This is a genomic window from Polyangium jinanense (assembly GCF_028435265.1).
GTDB lineage: Bacteria > Myxococcota_A > Polyangia > Polyangiales > Polyangiaceae > Polyangium > Polyangium jinanense.
Genome location: NZ_JAGTJK010000010.1, coordinates 14,917 through 30,500, shown reverse-complemented (window position 1 = coordinate 30,500; position 15,584 = coordinate 14,917). Strand labels below are relative to the sequence as shown.

18 protein-coding genes and 1 pseudogene are annotated in these 15,584 nt (G+C 67.1%); 2 read left to right on the top strand and 17 right to left on the bottom strand.

Annotated elements, in window-relative coordinates; genetic code table 11:
- Window positions 1–33: 33 nt before the first annotated feature.
- The 3 genes from KEG38_RS20495 to KEG38_RS20485 form a co-directional block, all read right to left on the bottom strand.
- A complete protein-coding gene (locus tag KEG38_RS20495; protein WP_272421417.1) occupies window positions 34–390 on the bottom strand; it encodes a hypothetical protein in 357 nt (118 codons plus the stop codon).
- A 161-nt stretch (window positions 391–551) separates the two neighbouring features.
- A complete protein-coding gene (locus KEG38_RS20490) occupies window positions 552–1,559 on the bottom strand; it encodes a DUF2130 domain-containing protein (protein WP_272421415.1) in 1,008 nt (335 codons plus the stop codon).
- A 278-nt stretch (window positions 1,560–1,837) separates the two neighbouring features.
- Entirely contained in the window at window positions 1,838–2,647 is an 810-nt protein-coding gene (locus KEG38_RS20485) for a DNA sulfur modification protein DndB (protein WP_272421533.1), read from the bottom strand.
- A 230-nt stretch (window positions 2,648–2,877) separates the two neighbouring features.
- On the opposite strand from KEG38_RS20485, the gene KEG38_RS56415 reads away from it, so the two are divergent.
- Window positions 2,878–3,456, top strand: coding sequence for a YwbE family protein (locus KEG38_RS56415; protein ID WP_504970458.1), 579 nt, complete (start codon window positions 2,878–2,880; stop codon window positions 3,454–3,456).
- Between the two features lie 322 nt (window positions 3,457–3,778).
- Here KEG38_RS56415 and KEG38_RS56015 read toward each other — a convergent pair.
- From KEG38_RS56015 to KEG38_RS20410, 14 genes and pseudogenes are all read right to left on the bottom strand, one after another.
- Window positions 3,779–4,129: pseudogene (locus KEG38_RS56015) on the bottom strand (DUF6884 domain-containing protein); the annotation flags it as partial.
- A gap of 128 nt (window positions 4,130–4,257) precedes the next feature.
- Window positions 4,258–5,253 carry a recombinase RecA gene (gene recA, locus KEG38_RS20470; RefSeq protein WP_272421413.1) on the bottom strand — a complete coding sequence of 332 codons (996 nt, stop codon included), beginning with the start codon at window positions 5,251–5,253 and terminating at the stop codon, window positions 4,258–4,260.
- 134 nt (window positions 5,254–5,387) lie between these two features.
- Window positions 5,388–5,654 carry a hypothetical protein gene (locus KEG38_RS20465; protein WP_272421412.1) on the bottom strand — a complete coding sequence of 89 codons (267 nt, stop codon included), beginning with the start codon at window positions 5,652–5,654 and terminating at the stop codon, window positions 5,388–5,390.
- Between the two features lie 56 nt (window positions 5,655–5,710).
- Window positions 5,711–7,252, bottom strand: coding sequence for a YifB family Mg chelatase-like AAA ATPase (locus KEG38_RS20460; protein ID WP_272421411.1), 1,542 nt, complete (start codon window positions 7,250–7,252; stop codon window positions 5,711–5,713).
- A 77-nt stretch (window positions 7,253–7,329) separates the two neighbouring features.
- Window positions 7,330–7,668 (bottom strand): hypothetical protein, encoded by a 339-nt coding sequence (locus tag KEG38_RS20455; RefSeq protein ID WP_136934498.1) that lies wholly within the window; start codon window positions 7,666–7,668, stop codon window positions 7,330–7,332.
- 71 nt (window positions 7,669–7,739) lie between these two features.
- Entirely contained in the window at window positions 7,740–8,141 is a 402-nt protein-coding gene (locus KEG38_RS20450) for a DUF6573 family protein (protein WP_272421410.1), read from the bottom strand.
- Complete coding sequence (locus KEG38_RS20445) at window positions 8,138–9,307, bottom strand: vWA domain-containing protein (protein WP_272421409.1); 1,170 nt, start codon at window positions 9,305–9,307, stop codon at window positions 8,138–8,140. The genes KEG38_RS20450 and KEG38_RS20445 overlap by 4 nt, the downstream gene beginning before the upstream one ends.
- A 3-nt stretch (window positions 9,308–9,310) precedes the next feature.
- Window positions 9,311–10,456, bottom strand: coding sequence for an AAA family ATPase (locus KEG38_RS20440; RefSeq protein WP_272421408.1), 1,146 nt, complete (start codon window positions 10,454–10,456; stop codon window positions 9,311–9,313).
- An 82-nt stretch (window positions 10,457–10,538) separates the two neighbouring features.
- On the bottom strand, window positions 10,539–11,483 hold the full coding sequence (locus tag KEG38_RS20435; RefSeq protein ID WP_272421407.1) for a DUF6744 family protein: 945 nt from the start codon (window positions 11,481–11,483) through the stop codon (window positions 10,539–10,541).
- A 99-nt stretch (window positions 11,484–11,582) separates the two neighbouring features.
- Entirely contained in the window at window positions 11,583–12,260 is a 678-nt protein-coding gene (locus tag KEG38_RS20430; protein WP_272421406.1) for a hypothetical protein, read from the bottom strand.
- The gene (locus tag KEG38_RS20425) at window positions 12,247–12,534 is read right to left on the bottom strand and encodes a hypothetical protein (RefSeq protein WP_272421405.1); all 288 of its coding nucleotides are present in this window, start codon (window positions 12,532–12,534) and stop codon (window positions 12,247–12,249) included. Before KEG38_RS20425 ends, KEG38_RS20430 begins: the two co-directional genes overlap by 14 nt.
- Window positions 12,535–12,621: 87 nt before the next feature.
- Entirely contained in the window at window positions 12,622–12,825 is a 204-nt protein-coding gene (locus KEG38_RS20420) for a hypothetical protein (RefSeq protein WP_272421404.1), read from the bottom strand.
- A gap of 143 nt (window positions 12,826–12,968) precedes the next feature.
- Window positions 12,969–13,133, bottom strand: a complete 165-nt coding sequence (locus KEG38_RS20415) for a hypothetical protein (RefSeq protein WP_271916077.1) — start codon at window positions 13,131–13,133, stop codon at window positions 12,969–12,971.
- Window positions 13,134–13,352: 219 nt separating this feature from the next.
- The gene (locus KEG38_RS20410) at window positions 13,353–14,009 is read right to left on the bottom strand and encodes a JAB domain-containing protein (RefSeq protein WP_272421403.1); all 657 of its coding nucleotides are present in this window, start codon (window positions 14,007–14,009) and stop codon (window positions 13,353–13,355) included.
- Between the two features lie 235 nt (window positions 14,010–14,244).
- On the opposite strand from KEG38_RS20410, the gene KEG38_RS20405 reads away from it, so the two are divergent.
- Entirely contained in the window at window positions 14,245–15,186 is a 942-nt protein-coding gene (locus KEG38_RS20405; protein ID WP_272421402.1) for a DUF1016 N-terminal domain-containing protein, read from the top strand.
- Window positions 15,187–15,584 lie beyond the last annotated feature (398 nt).

Here is a 15,584-nt window from a genome sequence, read left to right as displayed (position 1 = left end):
CGTGCAGACCGACGGGGGGATGGCGTCGCTCCGTTAGGTGATCTCCGGCTCCGTTTGTCGCAGGCGGTACAGCCCACAGAGCGGGTAGCCGGACCGAACCTGCTCGCCGCCCACATCGAACGAGACGCCCCTTGCGTCGATGTACATGACGTCGACCTCGCCGCCCAGCTTCTTCAGCGACGCTGCGATGGCGCTCGCGGCCGCAAAGTGCGCCTTCGCCCCCTCCCCGGGGCGCCCGTACTCGGTGATGAGCCACTCCCTTGTGGTTGCCGGGAGTCGGTTTAGGATCTGAAAGCTCGTGAGGAACTGCGGGACAGGTCCCTTGCCTTTCGCGGCGTTCGCAAGCACGGCGCGGATCTCATCCAGCAGTTCGTTGTCTCTTGCGGCCATGGGTACACCTCACCGCGAAGGAAAGGACCGTTCGTGTCCCGGGTCAACCCGCAGCGTACCTCTTCTCGCGCTCTGCGTGCCCGAGAAGGCTGGTTCGACATAACCGTGCAGGCTCTCAAGTGCCCGGCGGCTTCGCGCCCTAGCTCGCAGCCGATCAGCGGCTAGGCACGACGCGCAGCGACCTTCGCTGGAAGCGCCAACGCCCGCGAGCGTGCCAGCGGAGGGCGAGCGCCTATGTCGCGTGCGACGGGCGCATGGAGGATCGCAGCGATTTGGCCGTCGAGTCGGGTAGTGTTCTTGCTGATCACGGCGAGGTATTCCGACTGCCGCGCCCACGTACGCTCGTGGTCCTGCCGCTCCTTGTTCTGGAGCCCCTCGAGGTCCTGCACGGCCTCGGCGATCGCGTCCATCTGCTCGCCGAACTCCTCGCTCTGGATGAGCTGGAGCAGTCGGTCCGCCCTTCGTTGGCGTTCAGGCTCTGTCGCCCTGCTCTGCGCCAGGGTGATGATCGCTTCGCGCAGGTAGCGCGCGAGATGAACTGCGATCGCCGGATGCACGACGGGCACGTCGCGCACGACGCAGAGGTGCTTCTGACCGCGCGGGAAAACGTTGGTCACGAGCACGGCGTAGCGGGCCTTGTGCACGGTGCGGGCCTTGCGCACCTGCGCGATGAAGCCGTTGCTCCAGGCCGCGACGTTCTTGCACTCGTACGCGATCACGCCGCACATGGCGCCCTGCTCGCGAACTTCGTGCAAGATGTCTGCGCCTCCTTGACGCTTGTTGAGCCGGCGGATCTCATCCGTGGGGAACGCGGTCTGGAGCTGGGTGAGGATCTCCGCCTCACCGAACTCGCCACGCTGGTCAGACGTCTGTTTTTCCAGCCTTCGCTGAAGTTCCGCCACCTTCTTTTTGAGCTGCTCGTTCTCGCGCAACTGCGTGCGGCTCGCGGCCGCCGCCGCTTGGGACGTCGCGCGCGCCAGCTCTTCTGCGTGCTGGCGACGAAGCGCTTCCACTTGGCGGAGCGCTAGCGTGTTGGCTTCACGCTTCGCCTCGCGCTCGAGCCTTGCCTTTTCGCGTCCGAGAAACTTGTTGAGGTTCGCTTGGACACGCGCATGAGCCTTCGGGTCGAGCAGCGCTTGGCCGCAGACGGGGCACTTCTGCTGTGGCACGGGGCCCTCCGGGTTCGAGGCGGTGGCTTGAAAGGTAGCGCGGATACGGGACGCGAGGGCCGATCGCCTCAAGTGCGTCAGGGCCGTCTGCGGGATGAGAGCAGAGAAGAACCGGCCCTTCTCCCGTCGCCATGTCGCGAGCCGTGCTGTACCGGGCTGTTCGCAAGTAGCTAGAAAAGAAGGCAGCCACGAGTACGCGCAACGTAGCTGTCGTGAGCATCAGCTAGACGAGCGAGAAGGCGGTGCAGCTCCCGAACTGCACGCCCTCTTGTTCTTCTTCAGGCCGCCGCCGCTGCCCTGTCGCCCTGCATGTTGTCCTCGTCGACCTGCGCGTCCTCGGAGACCAGCACGGACTCATGCCGTCGGTCCTCGATGGAGAGCTCCAGTCCGAGGTGCACCTTGATCAGGTTGGCCGCGAGGATGACGCTCGCCGCGTTCTTCGCGATCCTGCCGTTCACCACAGCGCGCCCCTCCCACCGCGGGCTCATGCGGGACCAGTCCAGCGTTCCGAGGCCCGCCAGGACGCTCTTCCAGTCCTCCCGTCGCTCCCGCAGCAGCGCGTTGCCGGCCCGGCCGAGGGCCTCGAGCGCGACCGCGTGCCCATGCACGTACTTCTCCCGCAGCTCGGCCGCCCGGACCTTGCCGAGGCCGCCCTCGTTCCAGAGCGGCATGACGCGCGTCACCTCGGTCCAGAACTCGACCGCGATTGGCCTCGCGGTCTCGAAGCTCCCGCTGAACCCCGCGAGCAGCGTCTTCGTGGCCGCGTGGATGCTGGCCAGCGCGAAGAGCTTGTTCGAGCCGCCGGCCACGGACGTCTTCTCCCCGTCGGCGAGCTTGTGGAAGAGAACAACGTCGCGCACGACGGCGCGGGTGAGGTTGGCGAGCTCGTCGCGGTGGTCGTAGAGGAGCCCGAGCGAGTTGTTCGGCCGCACCGCGAAGCGGTTGAGATTTGCGAACCGCTGCTGCGCCCTCTCGAGCCCGGCGTCGACGAACAACGTCAGGCACAAGCCCAGCGTTCCCTTGCGCTTCTTGATGTACTCCTGCGAGCGCGCCATCGCGACAGCCGCGCGCTTGTGCTGGCCGCCCAGGATCGCGCAGCTCGACCCAGGGGTGCTACGTCCCGCCCTTCGACGTGGTGCACGTGAACACCTCCCAGCCCTCCGACGCGGCGTGGGACGCCTTCGGGAACTTCCTACTGCTCGACCAAACGTGGACTCGCATTCTCCTCTTCACGCCGACGGAGCTTCACCTGCCTTGAGGGTGTGAGCGAGGCGCGAAGCGCCCCGGTTCCAGGGTCGATCGTGGCAGACTGGGGATCGTGTCCTCCGACAAAGGATTGAAGCACAAGCCCTTCTCGTCGCTCCGCGACGCCGTGCCGGCCGCCGACACGCGCGCGCCGAAGCCTGCCCCTGCCCCTTTGGTCCGGGCGCCGCTCGGCCGGGTCATCGTGCGCTGGGAGTTCGACCCCACCGAGGGCGCGGTGATCACGCGCGTCATCGGCGTGCCGCACGAGCACCACGCCCCGCTCTGCGCGCGCTGGCGAGACCGGCTGGGTCGCCCGGTGCTGGTCGAGGGGCGCGACCTCCTCGTGATGACGGACGACTGCGAGAGCGTCGCTGCGGTGCTGCGAGAGGCGGGCGCAGGCGAGGTGAAGATCGTCCTACCAGCGGCCCCGGCCGACCCCTCGCGAACCGGGGAGCCCGGAGGGACGGTGCGGGCGCACATCCGCCGCGGCTTGCGCGTCGCCATCGTGCAGAAGGCAGATCAGGAGACCGGCGCGCTGACCGAGGGCGTGGTGCGCGACATCCTCACGAGCTCGCCGGAGCACCCGCGAGGCATCAAGGTGCGCCTCGAATCGGGGGAGGTCGGCCGGGTGCGCAGGATTCTGTCGCGTTGAGGGGAACCGCGGGCTGGACAAGGCGATCAAGTACATGGTGGGCCAGTGGAGCGGGCTCGTGCGTTTTCTGGACGACCCGCGCATTCCGCTCGGCAACAACCACACCGAGCGGGCCGAGCGCGGCGTGGTTGCGCCCGGAGCTCACGGCGCTCGACAAGCGCCGCGCACCAGGCCTCCACGCTGCGCGAACGCAGCGCCAAGCACGGGGGAGAGCGGGCGTCATGACGGGGGACGGCAAGGTGATACACCTCACCCGCACGCCGCAGCCTCGGATCCGGCGCAGCGGCTGCTCGGGCAGCGGCAGGTTGTGCCAGTGCGCGCCGTGCAGAAGAGCGTCGGCGTAGATCTCGCCCGCGAGGATCACGAGCTGCGGCGGCGGGCGGAACGAGGGCAACAACTCGCCGATCGTTCGGGCTCCCCAGTCCTCCCGATCGTTCTTCCGGAACTTGCGCAGGCTCCGGTCATACGGGTGAAGGACGGTCTTCGGGGCGACCGCGCCGTAGAAGGCCGAGACGATGACCACCACGTCGCACGTCTTCTCGGCGTACGCGTACGCGGCGCGAAAGAGCGCCGACGTATAGAAGTCCTTCGCGGAAGCCGGTTTCTTGTTCTTCAGAGCCGAACAGCCCACGAGAGCGACCCGCTTGGCGCCCGGCTGCTTCCCCGTGAACATGAACCCTCCGAGAGGGCTGTGCGCGCGTCAGAAGTCCTGCGAGTTTCCTCGGCGACTCCGACGACGCGCTGATCTCTACTTCTTCTTGCCCGCGTGATGACGCACAGGCGTCCGCACAGGCCCCTCAACTACTCCGCGGCCGACCGCTGCGCGAGGGAGTGCTCGATGGCGCTTCGGATCGCCGCGCCCAGCGGCCCCTTGATCGCCTCGCGCGCCTTCTCCCGGCCCTGACCGAGCGTCTCCCCGCGGAAAGACAAGTACGCGCCGGTCTTCTCAACGATGCCGTGGGCGACGGCGAAGTCGAGCAGGTCCCCAGCCGCGTCGATCCCCGTTCCCCAGCGGATATCGAACTCCGCCTCTCGGAAGGGCGGCGCGCACTTGTTCTTCACGACCTTCACGCGGGTCTTCGAGCCCAGCACCTCCTCGCCGACCTTGAGCGCCCCGATGCGCCGGACATCGAGCCGCACGCTCGCGTAGAACTTCAGCGCATTGCCACCCGTGGTCGTCTCGGGACTGCCGAAGACCACGCCGATCTTGTGCCGGAGCTGGTTGATGAAGATGAGCAGCGTCTCGGTCCGGTACGCGATCGCCGTGAGCTTGCGCAGGGCCTGGCTCATCAGCCGCGCCTGGAGGCCCATGTGCGCGTCACCCATGTCGCCCTCGATCTCGGCCTTCGGCGTCAGGGCCGCGACCGAGTCGATGACGATGATATTGACGGCGCCGGAGCGGGTCAGCGTCTCGACGATCTCGAGCGCCTGCTCGCCGTTGTCCGGCTGCGAGATGAGCAAGCGGTTGACGTCGACGCCGATGTTGCGCGCGTAGTTCGGATCGAACGCGTGCTCGGCGTCGATGAACGCGGCGATGCCCTTCGCCTTCTGCGCCTCGTAGAGCGCGTGCAGGGTGAGCGTGGTCTTGCCCGACGACTCGGGCCCGTAGATCTCCACGATCCGCCCACGCGGATATCCTCCGATCCCGAGAGCGGCGTCGAGTGCGAGCGAACCCGTGGGCAAGACCCGCACGCCGCGGTCCGGATTGTCGTCCCCGAGGCTCATGATGGCCCCCTTGCCGTACTGTTTCTCGATGGCCTGCAGGGCGCCGCGGAGGGCGCCGTTGTTCTGCTGCATGGTCGTTGGTCCACAAAAGAAGGGCGCACCTCCCCGAGAAGGTGCGCCTGCCGAAGCTCCCAGGAGCCGCCATTCGCGCCACATCTGGGCTCGGGTGCTTATTCGTGCGATGCCTGGAGGCAGCGCCGTGGTTGTTATTCCTGCTTTCGCTCGCGGCTCGCGTGCGTGGTCAGCCGCTCGAGGAGCCCGAGTGCCCCGGGGATGCGATGATCGCGACGGAGATCGTCCAGGAGGTCGTTCACGAGGTCGAGGAACTCGGGAGCCGCCGCGATGAGCTCGGCATCCGCCTCGATGACCTCCGCGACGAACAGTCCGTTCTGATCACGAATGATCGCCCTGCCTTCCGAGCACGAAGCGATGTGCCAGCGATCGTTCGGCGGGATGGTCGGCCTCGCCTTCATACCCGGTTCGGTGGGAGGTCCATCTTCGACCTCCTCCGGCTCTTTGGTGCCCGTCATCAGCCACGCCCGAAGACAGGAGCGAGGAGAACGGCTTCGGCCACGTGGGGCGCGCGGACGATATCGCTCCCGTCGAGATCGGCGATCGTTCGGGCCACGCGGAGGACCTTGGCCCGGAGGCTGGCGGACAGCCCGAGCCGCTCGACGGCCTGTTCCAAGGTCCGCTTCCCCTGCGCATCCGGCGCGGCAATGCGCCCGAGGTCACCCTCGTTCAACGCGGTGTTGAGCGAGGAGGCGACCTTCTGCCGCCCGGCCCGCGCACGCTGGATCGTTCGTGCTGCAACGACCCGGTTCCGCACCGTCTCGCTGTTCTCGCCCTTCGCCTTGCCACCGACCTGCGCGACGTCGACAGGCGGCACCACGATCTGCATGTCGACTCGCTCGAACAGCGGCCCGTGCACTCGCTCCCGATGACGCCGGATCTGCTCGACGGAACATGTGCACCGCCGTTTCGCGTCCCCGTAGAACCCGCAAGGGCACGCGTGCGTCGCCAGAACCAGGAGAGGACGCGCAGGAAAGACCGTGCGGTTCTGCCCCCGGATGATGACCGCTTCCCCCTGGGCGAGCGTTGTCTCCAGCAGAGCGAGCGAGCTCCGACGAAACTCTGGCAGCTCGTCGAGGAACAAGACGCCGCCGTGGGCGAGGGACACCTCCCCGGGACGCACGGGCTCTCCCCCGCCGACAAGTCCTGCCGGAGCCACCGAATGATGAGGCGCGCGAAACGGTCGATTCGTAGCGAGCCCTTGCTCCGAATTGAGCAATCCCGCGACGGAGTGGATGCTCGTGACTTCGAGCGCCTCGTCCACGGACATCGGTGGCAGGATCGTGGGAATGCGGCGCGAGGCCATGGTGATCCCAGCACCGGGCGGGCCGATGAAGAGAATCGAATGCTGGCCTGCCGCCGCGATCTCGATCGCTCGCCGCGTGGAGGCCATCCCGCGCATGTCCGACAGATCGAGCGCCGCAGACTGCTTCGGTCGGAAGGGCACGCTCGCGCACTCGAGCTCGCAGGCCCCACGCAGGTAGTCCTGCACGGCATCCAACTTTCCGGCGACGCGCACGTCGAGCTCCGACGCACCCACAGCAGCCTCCGCGAGGTTGGCACGGGGCACGATCGCATGCTGGATCCCCTTGCTTGCCGCACCCCGCAGCGCCGGCAGCACCCCACGAACGGGCCGCACTCCCCCCGAGAGGGACAGCTCGCCGAGCACGACGGTGCCCGGCAGCGTCTTCTTCTCGAAGGCAAGAATCACGGCCGTCGCAATGGCCAGGTCGAAGAACCCATCATTCCGAAGACCTGCGGGGGAGATCTTGACCGTGATGTTGTAGCCATCGAGGCGCACGCCGACCTGCGCGAGAGCGGAGCGGACGCGCACCTTCGTCTCGCGCAGGCTCACCTCGGCCAGACCAACGAGGTGAAACATGCTCGTGCCCGTCTCGATCGTGACGAAGATACTCACGAGCGACGCGACGAGACCCGTGAGCGAGATGGAAAGCACCTCGCTCCGGAGGCACTTCTCCGACTGGGGATGCTTCCCCATATCGACTCCCTTCGGACGATTGATTGTGAAAAGGAAGAAGCGGGCCCGGAGACACATGCCCCCGGGCCCAGTCCCGATCAGAAGACGCCCGACTCCGGCCCCGTCCCCGGGTTCACCGGCTCGGCGCCCTCGGGCGGCTCCTGCCCGCCGAGCTTGCCCTTCTCGATGGCGCTCCGCAGCGCGACGGCCACGTTCGGCATGATGAGCTCGACCTCCTCGGCGAAGAACTCCGTCTCCGCCCGCGTGAGGCGCACGCCGCGCCACTCCTTCCGCCCGCGCCGCTTGTCCGCCGGCAGCTCGTCCTCGTGGATGTAGACGTGCCCGTCGCTGGCGAGCGCGAACGAGGCCATGCATTCCTCCACGCGGTCCTGCTCCTCGGTCTCCGCGTTCTTCGTGGGCGACTGCTTGGACGACATGTATCTCCCTGAAAAAACGAATGCGGCGCACGGAAGAACCGCACGCCGCATTCCTGTTCTTGGTTTGTCGCTCAATCCTCTTCGGGCAAGAGGATCGTGATGACCGCCTCGCCGTCGTCGCCAGGCCCAATGGTGGCCTTCAGCTCGACGAGGGACGGTTCAATCGCGTCGGTGACGACATGCAACTGGTACCGGATCTCGGCTTCATCCGACCGTTGCAGGGCGGCACAGCGGAACATCCAGAGGATGTCCCACGTCCTGCCCGTCGTGTCGTTTCCCGCCTTCTCCGCAGCCGGGGACAGCTCGACGTACCTCTCCCAGACGGAGCGCGTCAGCGCCACCGGCGCCTTGATTCCGGCCTGCTTCGCGAGCTCGGTGACGTCGACGAGCGTGCCGTCTTCGAGTGCCTGTGCGCGACTGTATGCCGCAATCAGGACAAACTCTCCACCGACATCGTCCTCTTCGTCGCTCACGTTGCCCCCGCGAGCAGCGTGATGCTCGAGCCCTCGGTCATCGCCTTGTCGTTGAGCTCGGTGTATTGCGCGGCCTTCTTTCGGAGCGGCGAGTCCTCCGCGATGGAGCACTCGATCGCCACCGTCCAGAGCCGCGCGCCGATGCTCGCCGCCGCGTCGACCGACTTCTTCTGCTCCTCCTCGTTCCGGTCGATGCCGTCCGTGACGAGGATGATGTCGGCGCCGTGCTGGCCCTTCTGCGCCAGCGCCTTCACCTGATCCACGGCCACACCGAGGGCCAGACCGATTGCCGTTCCACCGCTGAGGAAGTGAAGGATCATCTTCACAACCCCGGCGCTGTCTCTGGGCTTCACGATCTGCACCACGGTGGAGGTCGCGTAATGGACCACCGCCACGGGCCGATTCTCCTCCGCCGCGACTCGGGCGAGCGCCACCGCAGCGGCCTTCGCCCACTCGTTCCGAATTCCGGACATGCTGCCAGATTCATCGAGCGCGAGCACGAGCGGGCCCTTCGACTTCTTCGTCGTCCCCCGGACCGCGTACTGCGCAGCCCGACGAGAGGCGATTCGTTCGAGGGCCACGATCTCGATTTGCGGATCCGTCAGGAGTACCGTCTCTGCCGGCAGAAGCCGGGCGACGTCATTGCCCAGCTCGACCGAGTACACCTCGCCCGAGACCCCGTGGACCTTGCTCGCGTGCGCGCCGCGAAGCGAGGCGAACATGCGACCAGCCAGCCGAGCAATACGCTCGACCCGATCCATATCGTCTCCCGTAGCATCCACCTGCCGGACTTGCGCCCAGGCCGCCGAGAGATCCCAGCCGAACCCGTCCGACAGGTGCTTGACCTGCTTCGCCTTCTTGTCGAACGTCGCCCACTCTTCGCGGGCGGCGCTCCGCAGCTCGAAGGCCGAGGCCCCCTCGGGGACGTGCTTCCCCGCCTTCCATAAGAGCCCGAATGCGTAGGCCGCGCCTACCTCGTCGAGGGCGAGAAAGGCCATGTACTCGGCGGGAACCGTATCCCTCACGGCCTCCGCGAAGGACCGCGTCGGCGGATCCCGCCCGAGACCCACGATCGCATTCCAGAGGTCACCGGCCTTCTCCGCGTTTTCGAAGGAAGCCTCCTTGACGCAGAGATGCCGGCGCCTCGCCTGCAAGAACGTGCCCATGGCCTACGGCAGCGCGTAGCGCTTGGAGAGGTCGGCCGTGAGCGCGTCGTGGGCCTTCTTGAGCTCGTCGAGCTTCGGCTGGATACGCGCGTGAGCGCGACGCGACACGCCGTTCTTCAGCATGTCCTGCACGCGCTTTCCCGCCTCCGTGACCTTGTCCGCGAGCTGGGGCAATGCGGACTGATACGCGGCCGGCTCCGTCGGCCGATTCGCGTATCCGCGGAGCGCCTCGTCCACGATATCGATCGCCTGCGCCACGACGGAGCGATCGACCGTTTGCAGCACGGCGACGACGCGCGCCCGATCCTCCGGCTTGTTCCACAGCCCGTACTTCAGGACGGAGAGGTGATCGAGCTCGACCGTGGGCGCATCGTCGAGCCACGCCGCGGCCTTGAGGACACGCGTGAGCGCGATCCAGCGTCGATCGGAGAGGACGAGACCATCCGCCTTCAGCGCCGTACGGAGCCGGAGCAGCTCCTCGACGACACGCTGGGGCAATTCGAGCCGCAAGACGTCCTTGCACGCGGCATCCCACTCCGCGAGGGCAATCTGCGCCGCCGGCTTGTACTCGGGCGGCGTGGCCACGAGCTGCATCCACGTCGCGTCCGCCTGCACGTACTCGACGACGTCCCGCAGGAGGAAACGGTCATAGATCGCCGCGAGGATCTCCTCCTCGGGCAGCTCGTTCGAGGCCCCGACGAGCAGACGCAGCGGAATGGGATTCCCCTTGTAGAGCCGCTCGTTCATCGCGCTCAAGAACGCATTGAGCACGCTGTCCGAGCCCTTGAAGACCTCGTCGAGGAAGGCGCACTCGACAGCCGCGAGGCGGCCATCCAGGTTCCTCTCCCACAGGTCGTTCTTGAGCGCCGAGAGCTTCACGGGGCCGAAATACTCGTCCTCGGTGCCGAACTTCGTGACGAGCGTCTGGAACTTCCGCGCGTCCGGGAACGACGCGAGGAAGCCGAAGAAGAGCGCGCTCTTCGCCGTGCCCGGAGGCCCGACGAGCAGCGCGTGGCTCTGCGCGAGCGCGGCGAGCAAGATGCACTCGATCGCGTCCTCGCGCTCCCGAAAAGCCGCATTGAGCCCATCACGCACGGCGCGGAACCGCGCACGGACGGAGCCCATGTCGATGGAACCGTTCTTTTTCATTTTGTGGAGATCCGCGACTGGTTGAAGCCGCGGCGGTGCCCCGACCCGGTGTCACCCGAGACGAGGCCGGTTTGTCGTGCAATCAGTCGTTCACGGCGATGGAGAACGACGGCCCGCTGCTCCCGCCGCCCGAGAGCTGGCGCTGGAAGCTGTCCTGGAGCTCCTTCACCTTCGTGGTGATCTTGTCGGAGACGCCCGCGAGCACGCCGCGGTAGAGCTCGGCCTTGGCGACGAGCTCGTTGCAGAACTGGACCCGCCGCGAGAGCGCGTCCTGCCGCATGCCGTCGGTCTTCGCCTTCTCGAGATCCGTGAGGAGCTCGGCGATGTCGGACTCGAGCGCGCTCTGCGCCGCGGACTTCGCGACGGCGAGGTTATCGGGCGCGTCGTGCATCTCGATGGTGAGCGGCTCGACGCGCAGTTCTTCGAGCGCGGGTTTGAGGCGCTTCCACGTGCCGCAGGACGGCGGCGGAAGCAGGTAGAGGCCCCCACGGTTGCGGATGGGCACACCCGAGAGGGCCTTCACGATGGCGACGAGGACATTGGAGATGTCCCGCGTCTCGCAGTGCGTGATGAGGTGGTTCGCGTGCGCGGCGATGTTCTCGGCGTGCGCGAGGGCGGCCTCGAGCCCCGCGCCTCCCTCGGGTGGCAGGGAGACGATGCGGTTGCCGCCCGAATCGACCCGACACCGCGCGCCGCAGACGACACTGTCGCCCTTCTCGCCGTCGTTCTTGTTCTGGAGATAGACCCCGAACGACGCGGGCGTGTCGACGTTCGGGCGGGAGAACGGCCGGACGAGGATGTTCGCCGGCCGCTTGACCTCGCCGGCAGCGCGGGAAAGCGCCGTGGCGGGGTCCATGTCCACGATGAGATGCTCGAATTTCTCGGGCTCGAGGAGCTTCCGAGCATCCTCGCGGGAGACGTTGATGCGCTCCGTGTTCCATCCGACGATGTCGCCGATATGGCGACCTCCGGCGGCGGCGACACGGCGCTGGGACCGGGAAAGGGTCGAAGCAGCGCTGCTGGTCATGGGATTGTCCGAGGAGAGGACGCAATGCCTGCAAGCATGCCGTCCGAAGAGAGGGCACCGCAGACGTGGTTCGTCGCGGTGATACGTTGTCGCCAGGCGCTACGCCAAGAGCGTCATGTTCACGACTTCATCGCCCAGCGAGACCGGACGCCGCGGTGGCCGCTGTGCCCGGTGCACGCTCGGCCGCTGCACGGGCGGCGTGAGATACACGTGCAGCCCGAACCCGATGTCGCGCGCGGGCACGTGCTGCGAAAGGAAGTTCAGGCCGCCCCGCCCGTTCTTCCAGCGGAAGTGAAGCCCCTCGGCATCCACCCAGACGACGAGGTCGTCGTGCCGGGAAAGCGCCTCGCCTGCGCTCCAAAGCGTATAGCGCAGCATGCGGACCTCGAAGGCACGTCCGCCGTGAAACGCGATGAACTTGTGCCCCACATCCGCGAGAATGGCACCGAAGAGAATGTTCGGGTCAAGGTGCGCCCGTCCCTCGTGCCACACGGTAGTGCGAGCGAGGTGCTCGGCGGCGGAGCCGGCGACCTGAGCCGCCCGCTCCGCGCGCCTTGCTTCCTGCGCTTCTGCTCGCCTGTGAAGCAGGGCCTCGAGCTTCGGCCCCACTTCACGGTCGGGTTTGCCGACGAGCTGCTCGAGAGCCGCGCGCTCGACCCCGAGGAGAACGGCCACGTGCTCGGACGTCTCCTCGAGGTATCGGCTGAGGCTCTTCGTATTCGGCTCCGCGATCCTGAGCGCGCACCGCAGCTCTTCGAGGCTGCTACGCCGCGGCATGCAGCGGCTCGTGCGGCTCCGGCAGCACGGGCTCGGGCCGATCGAAGTCCGGCGACGGCCCCGGCGCCTGGTCGGGCGCCCGCTTAGCCTGCGTGGCGAGGCTCTTGAAGAGCCCCATGTCGGGCGTGTTGTTCTTCGCCGCCCGCGCGATTCGCCGGGCGACGGTGTAGGGGTTCATGGAACGCGGCACGCGCAGCTCCGTGATGCCAAGCGAGAGAAACATCCGCCGCTCGGCGAGCGTGGAGTAGCGAAGCGTGCGGCCGTTGACGCGCATGGAATCTCCTTTCCGGAAACAGAAGGGCGCCCGGAGCACGTCATTACGTGCCAGCGGGACGCCCTGGTCGACGGACGATGAACGGTTTCAGCGGTCCCACAACCTGCTGGGCCTCCAGGCCGGCGGCGGTTCCTCCTCGTCTTCGTCGAAGAGGTGCCGCTGATGGGGAGGCGGGTAATGGTTGGGGTATTGGGGCGGACCGTATCGAGGCATCGGCCGCGTTGGCGCATGCCGGAACGCCAGCATGGCCACGGGCCGGTTTCGCTCGACGAACACGACGCCGGTGAACATGGCCCCGTCCTCGCTGACGAGCTCGACGCCCGGAGGCGGACGTGCCGCCTCCCGGAGCCATTCGAGCGTCTCATCGGCGACGGGGGCGATGTCCTTGAGGCGGCGCCGCAGTTCGTCGAACAGCGCCTCGCCGAGGATGTCCGCTACGAGTTGGAGGGCCAGATGGCCTCGGTGACGACGGCCAGCACGACGCCGGCCACGAGCGCGGCGGCGCCTTTCTTCGCCGAATCATTGGCCATGACGCGCTTGATGAACGAGGCGCCGGGGTTCTCGGGGTTCGTCGGGGCGGCGTTGGGCGTGATGGGCATGGGTTCTCCTGTATACCTTTCGGATTGAATCGGGATGAGGTGGCTCCTCAGCCCAGGCAGATGGTGATGATCTGCGCGACCAGGGTGATGACGGCCGCTGCGATGCGAAGCGCCTTGCTGACCGCCTTGGGATCGCGAAGGAAGCGGGAGAGACGAGACATCACGGTGACCTCCAGGGTTGAGGGGTTCCTCGTGATTCTTATCACCGGAATTGTACGATTATTGCGAGGCCGGCTGGCTCGTCCATTGGTTCGCGACGAACGAGCTGAATCGTCCGGATGCAACCACGATGACGTGATCAACGAGTGGCATTCCAAGCAGGTCCGCCGACTGCTGCACGCGCAGGGTGAGCGCGATGTCCTCGGGCGAGGGATTGGGGTTCCCGCTGGGATGGTTGTGGACCAGGACGAACCCGGATGCAGCGAGCTCAAGGCCGGCGCGGAGGATGTCGGAGGGGCGAACGGCGAGCGCGTGGAGACCGCCTCGAGCGATGAGCCGCGCGCCGCGCAAGGCGCCCTGGCCGCTGATCGCGAGGAGGTGCATCTCCTCGTGCGCGAGGTGTCCGAGCCGCGGGTGGGCCCAGGCGACGACCTCGAGACAGGAGAGGATGGTGGGGGCGTCTGTGCCTTCGATGAGTCGGCGGTGGCCGAGCTCGAAGGCGGCGAGGACACGGGTGGCGTCGTCGGGGGTGAGGGCGAAGCGCTCGGTCAGCGCTTCGGGGGAGAGGCGGACGAGAGAGGCGAGGTTGCCGAGGGATTCGAGGAGATATGCAGCGACACCGGGGCGTCCGAGCACGATGTCGATCAGGTTCTCGGTGGTGGATTGCTCGATGTTGATGATGGAAGCGGTGAGAGGAGCGTCAGGCGAGCCTGTCACGGATGCAGGGCCTCCTTTCCGATGCCGTGGCTCTTATCTCCGAGCGTGCACGAGTCTTTCCGTGGACGGAACGAGCAGGAGATTCCGCGCGCTCGGGGGCACGGACGGTGCTCATACCCGGGGGTCCACGTTCACCGGAACGAAGAACACGGAGTGGCCATCTCCTCCGCGTGGGCAGGAGCGCGCGTTCAGGCGACCGTCAGAAGAACGGGTACGAGTACGTGGGGAGTACCACTTGGCACGAGAAGGCGAGTGGCTAAGCTGCCGCCGATCAGGCCAAGAGGAGAAGGTGATGCCGAGAAACAGCGCTGCCGCCGAGGTGGAGACTATCGTCGACGAACAAGCACAAGCCGAGGAGATGGCCCCCGAGCTGCGCGATCGATGCGACAAGGTCCGGAAGGAGCTTGCCAAGTCAGGTCCGCGCGACACCCGCGCCCGGTACCAGCTCGGGGAGCTGGTCAAGGACGCGAAGGCGGACGCACAGAAGTACGGCAAGAAGGCCGTGGCCCAGATCGCGGCCTCCCTCGGCTACGATGAGAAGACGCTGTACCGATACGCGCAGGTCGCCAAGGCTTGGTCCCGGGACGAGCTCAACGAACTGCTGACCCAGTCCTCCCCGAAGACCGACATGCCGATCGGCTTCTCACACCTGCTCGAGATCGCAGTCCTCGACGACAAGCGGAAGCGCAGGAAGTACGTCAACCAGGTGCTCAAGGAGGGGCTGTCGGTGCGGGAGCTCAAGAGCCGCATCACGGCTGAGTTCGCGCCGGGCGGCGAAGAGCCGGAGGTAAGCACGGCGAAGACCCTGAGTGGCATGCGCTCCGCGTCCAAGAACTGGCTCGGGCGCGTTCGCGACTGGGAGGAGCGCCTCCTCCCCGCGCTGGACGAGGCCCCGCCTTCCCCGGAGGCCCGTGCAAAGTTCGAGGAGATGCTCGACCAACAACGTGAGCTCGTGAAGCGGCTCCAGAACGTCAACAAGAGGCTCGACTCCTGGCTCGGCGCACCGCCCGCCTCGGCGAAGCGACCGACGCTCGAGGATGCACAGGAGGACGAGCTGGAGGAGGACGACGAGGCGGAGGCCAGCGGGGATGCAGAGGCTCACGACCACGCCCAGGCCGAGGAGGAGGAGGAGGACGAGGACGAAGCGGCTACGCCCGAGCAGGCGAGGACCGCGTAGGCGGTGTGGAAAGTCGCGACGTCGCGACTTTGTTGACCTGGCAGTCCCCCCGGAACAGGCCCGGGCTGCGGCCGAGACTGCACGGCGGTACTAGAGTGCGACCACACGGTCGCTGATGGCGGCGACCGAAGCGTTTTCTGGGGATCGCTGCGCAAGTGCTTCTGCGTCGGCTCATCCACGGGCGCACGCAGGTCAGCATCGCTCTCCGCTTCAACTCGGTGACGGGCGTGGGGAGGGCGGCGCGGCGGTTGAACCTTCACGACCGACGCCGGCTCGAACGAGCCCTCGCTCGACCGTCCCCGTCGTCAGGAGCGTCAATCTCGCCTCCATCACGTTCTTGGTCGTCCGAGCTCGTTCCATTCCCTGAACAGATTCTCTGCTTCGCGACGGTTTGCGAT